Below are 6,152 nucleotides of genomic sequence, written 5' to 3'. Positions count from 1 at the left end.
AAAAGAGCGCCAAAATATCCTGGACTCAGGTGGAAACCGGTTCCGCAGTTACCTGGAAATATCCTTCCTGTATTTTGAAAGGAGATAATTCCATAGGCGAGTTTTACTCGATCGCGGTAACCAATAACTTCCAGCAAGCCGATACCGGAACAAAAATGATTCACCTTGGGAAAAACACCCGAAGTACTATTATATCTAAAGGTATTTCAGCCGGACATTCCCAGAATTCATATCGGGGATTGGTCCAAATCAACGGTCGTGCTGAAAATGCCAGAAATTTCTCACAATGCGATTCCCTTTTAATGGGAAATAAATGTGGGGCTCATACCTTCCCTTATATCGAGGTGAAGAACAAATCGGCGCAAGTAGAACACGAAGCCACCACCAGTAAGATCGGGGAAGACCAGATCTTCTACTGTAACCAACGAGGAATAGACACTGAAAAGGCGATCGCCCTTATCGTTAATGGGTTCAGCAAAGAAGTTCTGAACAAATTACCAATGGAATTCGCAGTGGAAGCTCAAAAATTATTAGAGATCTCACTGGAAGGCTCTGTAGGATAATGAAAGTGATGATAAAATCAATGCAAAAGTTTTTACTCATACTTGTTATAATAATTTCGGCGGCCGCCTGTCAGGATGAAAGCCGGCAGGAACTTATCAACCCGATTGAGACAGAAACTGAGCAAGACAGTATTCCAACTTTAACCGGAGAGATCATCTTTGTAGGTGATGCTGCGGTTTTCAGGGGAGACAGTTTTGTATATGGAGTAAGTATTGATTCTATGGCGCAGGTTCTGGCCGAACAAGTGAAGCCTTATCAAAAAGAAGAGTTTGATATGGTTTCGGTAAAAGTAAAAGGGAAAATAGTTCCCAGTAGAAACCAGGAAGGCTGGGAAGAAGATATCGAAATAAGAGAAATAATTGAAATTCTGGAAACCAAAAAGGTTTCAGATAGTATTGAAGAATAAATAAATCTGTTTCGCCACGGCGGAATGAATACCTAGAATATATGCTTAAAATTAAGAATTTACACGCAAGTATAGACGATAAGGAAATCCTGAAAGGGATTAACCTGGAAATCAATCCCGGAGAGGTTCACGCCATAATGGGACCTAACGGATCAGGAAAAAGCACACTTTCTTCGGTTATCGCCGGAAAGGAAGAATTTGAAATGACTCAGGGTGAGATCATTTTTGAGGGAGAAGAACTTTCAGAACTGGATCCCGAAGAGAGAGCTCACAAAGGAATTTTTCTATCCTTCCAGTATCCAATTGAGATTCCAGGGGTTTCGGTAACCAACTTTATGAAAGCTGCGATCAATGCCCACCGGAAAGCCAATGGTCAGGAGGACATGCGAGCAAATGAAATGCTGAAACTCATCAAGGAAAAATCTGAAATGCTGGAGATTGACCGTAAATTCCTTTCCCGTTCTCTTAACGAAGGATTTTCAGGTGGGGAGAAAAAAAGAAATGAGATCTTCCAGATGGCTGTGCTTGAACCCAAACTTGCTATCCTTGACGAAACCGATTCCGGATTGGATATCGATGCATTGAAAGTTGTGGCCAAAGGGGTTAATAAATTAAGGAACGAAGACAATGCAGTGTTACTGATCACACACTACCAAAGGTTACTAAATTACATCCAACCTGATGTTGTACACGTTATGGTGGATGGAAAAATAGTGAAAACAGGAGGTAAAGAACTTGCCCTGGAACTTGAGGAGAAAGGTTATGAATGGTTGAAACCGGAACAGGTATAAAGGTTGAAAGTTTTAGAATCAAACCTCTTTAACAAGAAACAACTTTTAATGATTGGCGAAGTTTCCCGCCTTCGCGGGAAAGACAAAAAACAAAATGATGGAATTAAAAGAAAAACTAGTATCATCTTTTCTGGCTTTTGAAGAGGAATTTAGAAGCGATAATGATGATTTACATAATATTCGAAACCAGGCGATTAAGGAATTTGAACAAATGGGTTTCCCCGGAAAAAAAGAGGAGGCCTGGAAATACACCTCTCTTAATTCGGTTTTAAAGCATGATTACAGCTTTTTCCCGAAAAAGGACGATAGCCTTGAATATCGTGATATCAAAGACTACCTGATCGATAATATCGACACTTATGATTTAGTCTTTGTGGATGGTGTTTATTCCTCTCATCTTTCCCAGACCACGCACGATAAGATTGATGTGTGCTTAATGTCTTCAGCATTGTGCAAAGCTCCGTATAAAGCAGTTGTTGATACTTATTTCAATAAGATCGCTCCAAAAACAGGGTTGAACGCTTTAAATACCGCATTCACCCGCGAAGGGGCTTATATTCATATTCAGAAGAATAAGATGGCCGATAAGCCAATTCAGATCATAAATTTATCTACAGGAAAAGAAGCGGCCATGCTTCTGCAGCCAAGAAATCTTATCGTGGTTGATGAGAACTCACATGTTCAGATCATTGAAAGACATCAAAGCCTGACTGACAGACCAGTGCTAACCAATTCGGTAACCGAAATCTTTGCGGCCAAGCGTGCGATCGTTGATTATTACAAGATCCAAAACGATACTTCTTCGGCTTCTCTTATAGACAATACCTTTATCGAGCAGCATTCAGAAAGTTTTTGTTCGGTACATACCTTCTCTTTAGGAGGAAAATTAACCCGTAACAACCTGAATTTTTATCAGAAAGGAGAACATATTGATTCTACTTTGAAAGGAGTTACCATCATTGAAGATAAACAACACGTAGATCACAATACCCTGGTTCATCACATTGAGCCAAATTGTGAAAGTCATCAGGATTATAAAGGGATCTTCGACGGAAGTTCTACCGGAGTATTCAACGGGAAAGTTGTGGTTGAAAAAGAAGCTCAGAAAACCAATGCCTATCAGGCTAACAATAATGTTTTGTTAACCGACAAGGCTACGATTAATTCAAAACCACAGCTGGAGATCTTTGCAGACGATGTAAAATGTAGTCATGGATGCACCATTGGTCAATTGGACGAAGATGCTTTATTTTATCTTAGATCCCGCGGAATTCCTAAAAAAGAAGCCCAGGGTCTAATGATGTACGCTTTTGCCAACAATGTTCTGGAAAGCGTCAAAATTCCCGAACTCAAGAAAAGGATTAATAACCTCATCGCCCAAAAACTAGGTGTAGAAGTAGGTTTTAATCTGTAAATATTCAACCGGGAATTTCAAGTTTAATCCCAAAAGATAAAACACATGAGCCTGGCTACTCAAAATATCGTCTTTGACGTAGAAAAAATTCGAAAGGATTTTCCTATTCTGAAAAGGGAGGTTAATGGATACCCATTAGTATACCTCGATAATGCGGCTACCTCTCAAACCCCACAGCAAGTGATTGACGTGATTGTAGATTATTATTCCAACTACAACGCTAATATTCACCGCGGAGTGCACAGCCTGTCCCAGGAAGCTACTGACAAATACGAACAGGCAAGGATAAGTCTTCAGAAGCATTTCAACGCTAAAAATTCCTACGAGATCATTTTCACCTCAGGCACCACCCATGGCATAAATCTTATTGCCAATGGTTTTACCTCACTCCTGCAGGAAGACGATGAAATCCTGGTTTCGGCATTGGAACATCATTCCAATATCGTGCCCTGGCAAATGCTTTGCGAAAAGACAGGAGCTATCTTGAAGGTGATTCCCATGAACGAAGAAGGCGCCCTTATTTACAGCGCTTTCGAAGAAATGGTTTCAGATAAAACAAAAATTGTTTTTCTCAATCACGTATCTAATGCCTTGGGGACTGTAAACCCGATCAAAAATATTATCGACAAGGCGCATTCTCATGGAGCTGCTGTACTGATAGATGGCGCACAGGCCGCCCCTCATATCAAAGCAGATGTTCAGGCCCTGGATGTAGATTTCTATGTGGTTTCAGCCCACAAAATGTGCGGTCCAACCGGCGTTGGAATGCTCTACGGAAAAGAAGAATGGCTTAATAAGCTTCCTCCCTACCAGGGTGGTGGTGAAATGATCGCGACGGTTAGTTTTGAAAAAACCACCTACGCCGATCTTCCTCATAAATTTGAGGCCGGCACCCCAAATATCTGCGGAGGTATTGCCTTCGGAGCAGCAGTAGATTATATGAATGCTATCGGCTTTGATAAGATTGCAGCCTATGAGCAGGAATTACTGGAATATGCCACAGGCAAACTCCTGGAAATTGAAGGCATGAAAATCTACGGTACTTCTAAGGAGAAAACTGCTGTCATCTCTTTCAATATTGAAGGGCTCCACCCGTATGATATTGGCACCTTACTCGACAAAATGGGAATAGCCGTAAGAACCGGACACCATTGTGCACAGCCAATTATGGATTTTTATAAAATTCCGGGCACAGTGCGTGCTTCCTTTTCTTTTTACAATACAAAAGAGGAAATCGACAGGTTCATAGAAGGAGTGAAAAAGGCAAAAATGATGCTTTCATGAAGAAATTAGTGTTTATTCTCAGTTTAACTTTCCTGTTTTTTTCCTGCGGAAATGAGACAGTATCCGAAGATCCATCAGATTTGAAGAAGAAAAGCGGAAACTATAACCTGATTAATCTGGACGGGGAAGATATTTCTTCCGAAGGATTTATACTTGAGGTGGAAGGTGAGAAACAACGTCTTTCAGGAAAAACCGGCTGTAACAATTTTGTTGTAACCTATGAAATTGAGGATAAACAGCTGAAATTTAGCTCGCCAATGAGCACAAAAATGTACTGCGAGGGAGAGATGGAATATGAGGAAACCTTCGGGGAAATCCTTCCGCAGATAAGAAAAGTCCAGATTTCAGAGGAAGAATTGGTATTTTTATCTGAAGAAAACAACGAGCTGCTAAAGCTTCAAAAAATCAAGAAAAGTGAGTAATATTAAGGAAATACAGGAGGAAATCGTAGATGAATTTGCAATGTTTGACGACTGGATGCAGCGCTACGAATACATGATCGAGCTTGGAAAAAACCTGCCACTTATTGATGAAAAATATAAGATCGATGAAAACCTTATAAAAGGTTGCCAGAGTAAAGTGTGGGTTCACGCCGAGCTGGAAGGCGACAAACTGGTTTTCACCGCCGATAGTGATGCCATTATCACCAAGGGAATTGTGGCGATACTTATCAGGGCATTTTCCAACCAGCATCCGGCCGCTATCATTAAAGCCGATACAAAATTCATTGACGATATAGGCTTGAAAGAACATCTTTCACCAACTCGTGCCAATGGATTGGTGAGCATGATTAAACAACTCAAAATGTATGCTGTAGCATATCAAACTCAATTAAATTAAAATGGAACAAGAAATAGACACTCAGGAACTGGGGGAAAAGATCGTAAAGGTTTTGAAAACCATTTATGACCCGGAAATTCCTGTAGATATATATGAGCTCGGATTGATCTACGACGTTATGGTTAATACCGATAGCGAAGTGAAGATCATTATGACCCTAACTACGCCCAACTGCCCTGTGGCAGAATCGTTACCAATGGAAGTAGAGGAACGTGTAAAATCCCTGGATATGGTAAAAGACGCTGAGGTAGAGATCACCTTTGACCCGCCTTGGACCCAGGATCTTATGAGCGAAGAAGCAAAACTCGAACTGGGTCTACTTTAAAGAAACTGCTATGCCTGAAGAAATCATTAATCGTGTGGCCAGCAGCAAATTGGTCACCTTTAACCTGGAAGATCATTATCCGGAAGGAGAACGAGTGCTTTTTGATGTAAAAGACTGGTTGCTGGATGGTTTTGTACTTAGAGAAAAAGAATTCAGGGAACAGGCTAAAGCTCACGACTGGAGTATATACGAAGGCAAATATATTGCCCTAACTTGCTCCAGCAACGCGATAATTCCTGCCTGGGCTTTTATGCTCCTGGCAACTTATCTTCAGCCTTACGCGAAAAAGGTAATTACGGGAGACCTGGAGACCCTTGAAAGCATTTTATACACCGTTATCTTAGAGAATTTAGACCTAAATGAATTTAAGGATAAGCCGGTAATTGTTAAAGGTTGTTCCCATAAACCGGTTCCAAAGAATGCCTATCTTCTTCTGATAGAGAAACTTCAGCCAATTGTAAAAAGTTTGATGTATGGAGAGGCCTGTTCATCGGTTCCTCTATATAAAAAGACTAAGGTTTAATTAAG

The 6,152-nt window shown here is 40.8% G+C and carries 9 protein-coding genes; all 9 read left to right on the top strand.

Features of this window, described 5'->3' with window-relative positions; translation table 11 throughout:
- On the top strand, positions 1–563 hold a 563-nt coding region (locus tag ACESK1_RS06205; protein ID WP_372919008.1), incomplete at its 5' end, for a SufD family Fe-S cluster assembly protein.
- 20 nt (positions 564–583) lie between these two features.
- Positions 584–970, top strand: a complete 387-nt coding sequence (locus tag ACESK1_RS06200) for a hypothetical protein (protein WP_372919006.1) — start codon at positions 584–586, stop codon at positions 968–970.
- Positions 971–1,011: 41 nt separating this feature from the next.
- On the top strand, positions 1,012–1,761 hold the full coding sequence (gene sufC, locus ACESK1_RS06195; protein ID WP_372919004.1) for a Fe-S cluster assembly ATPase SufC: 750 nt from the start codon (positions 1,012–1,014) through the stop codon (positions 1,759–1,761).
- Between the two features lie 97 nt (positions 1,762–1,858).
- A complete protein-coding gene (gene sufD / locus ACESK1_RS06190) occupies positions 1,859–3,175 on the top strand; it encodes a Fe-S cluster assembly protein SufD (protein WP_372919012.1) in 1,317 nt (438 codons plus the stop codon).
- Between the two features lie 45 nt (positions 3,176–3,220).
- Positions 3,221–4,459, top strand: coding sequence for an aminotransferase class V-fold PLP-dependent enzyme (locus ACESK1_RS06185; RefSeq protein WP_372919002.1), 1,239 nt, complete (start codon positions 3,221–3,223; stop codon positions 4,457–4,459).
- Entirely contained in the window at positions 4,456–4,881 is a 426-nt protein-coding gene (locus tag ACESK1_RS06180) for an META domain-containing protein (RefSeq protein ID WP_372919000.1), read from the top strand. Before ACESK1_RS06185 ends, ACESK1_RS06180 begins: the two co-directional genes overlap by 4 nt.
- Before the next feature lie 40 nt (positions 4,882–4,921).
- The gene (locus tag ACESK1_RS06175; RefSeq protein ID WP_372919010.1) at positions 4,922–5,299 is read left to right on the top strand and encodes a SufE family protein; all 378 of its coding nucleotides are present in this window, start codon (positions 4,922–4,924) and stop codon (positions 5,297–5,299) included.
- A gap of 1 nt (position 5,300) precedes the next feature.
- On the top strand, positions 5,301–5,624 hold the full coding sequence (locus tag ACESK1_RS06170; RefSeq protein ID WP_372918998.1) for an iron-sulfur cluster assembly protein: 324 nt from the start codon (positions 5,301–5,303) through the stop codon (positions 5,622–5,624).
- Between the two features lie 10 nt (positions 5,625–5,634).
- Positions 5,635–6,147, top strand: coding sequence for a DUF2480 family protein (locus ACESK1_RS06165; protein WP_372918996.1), 513 nt, complete (start codon positions 5,635–5,637; stop codon positions 6,145–6,147).
- The last annotated feature ends 5 nt before the right edge of the window (positions 6,148–6,152 follow it).

This window comes from Salegentibacter sp. (genome assembly GCF_041642575.1).
Taxonomy (GTDB): domain Bacteria; phylum Bacteroidota; class Bacteroidia; order Flavobacteriales; family Flavobacteriaceae; genus Salegentibacter.
Note: the sequence above shows the minus strand (reverse complement) of the source record. Positions and strands in the feature narration are given on the sequence as shown.

What these genes read in the sequence shown, in the direction of transcription:
- ACESK1_RS06170 (WP_372918998.1), top strand. Translation starts at nt 5,301, where the DNA reads ATGGAACAAGAAATAGACACTCAGGAACTGGGGGAAAAGATCGTAAAG.
- ACESK1_RS06175 (WP_372919010.1), top strand. Translation starts at nt 4,922, where the DNA reads ATGTTTGACGACTGGATGCAGCGCTACGAATACATGATCGAGCTTGGA.
- ACESK1_RS06200 (WP_372919006.1), top strand. Translation starts at nt 584, where the DNA reads ATGCAAAAGTTTTTACTCATACTTGTTATAATAATTTCGGCGGCCGCC.
- ACESK1_RS06180 (WP_372919000.1), top strand. Translation starts at nt 4,456, where the DNA reads ATGAAGAAATTAGTGTTTATTCTCAGTTTAACTTTCCTGTTTTTTTCC.
- sufC (WP_372919004.1), top strand. Translation starts at nt 1,012, where the DNA reads ATGCTTAAAATTAAGAATTTACACGCAAGTATAGACGATAAGGAAATC.
- ACESK1_RS06165 (WP_372918996.1), top strand. Translation starts at nt 5,635, where the DNA reads ATGCCTGAAGAAATCATTAATCGTGTGGCCAGCAGCAAATTGGTCACC.
- sufD (WP_372919012.1), top strand. Translation starts at nt 1,859, where the DNA reads ATGGAATTAAAAGAAAAACTAGTATCATCTTTTCTGGCTTTTGAAGAG.
- ACESK1_RS06185 (WP_372919002.1), top strand. Translation starts at nt 3,221, where the DNA reads ATGAGCCTGGCTACTCAAAATATCGTCTTTGACGTAGAAAAAATTCGA.